The sequence below is a fragment of the Klebsiella sp. H-Nf2 genome (assembly GCF_002806645.1).
Classification (GTDB): Bacteria; Pseudomonadota; Gammaproteobacteria; order Enterobacterales; family Enterobacteriaceae; genus Klebsiella; species Klebsiella variicola.
In genome coordinates, this window is sequence record NZ_PIBL01000051.1 from 1 (window position 1) to 244 (window position 244).

Annotated in this window: 1 rRNA gene; it reads right to left on the minus strand. The window is 52.0% G+C overall.

Features of this window, described 5'->3' with window-relative positions:
- A 23S ribosomal RNA gene (locus CWM58_RS27970) occupies positions 1-244 on the minus strand; the annotation flags it as partial.

Below are 244 nucleotides of genomic sequence, written 5' to 3' on the forward strand. Positions count from 1 at the left end.
CACCGGGCAGGCGTCACACCGTATACGTCCACTTTCGTGTTTGCACAGTGCTGTGTTTTTAATAAACAGTTGCAGCCAGCTGGTATCTTCGACTGATTTCAGCTCCATCCGCAGGGACTTCACCTACCTATCAGCGTGCCTTCTCCCGAAGTTACGGCACCATTTTGCCTAGTTCCTTCACCCGAGTTCTCTCAAGCGCCTTGGTATTCTCTACCTGACCACCTGTGTCGGTTTGGGGTACGAT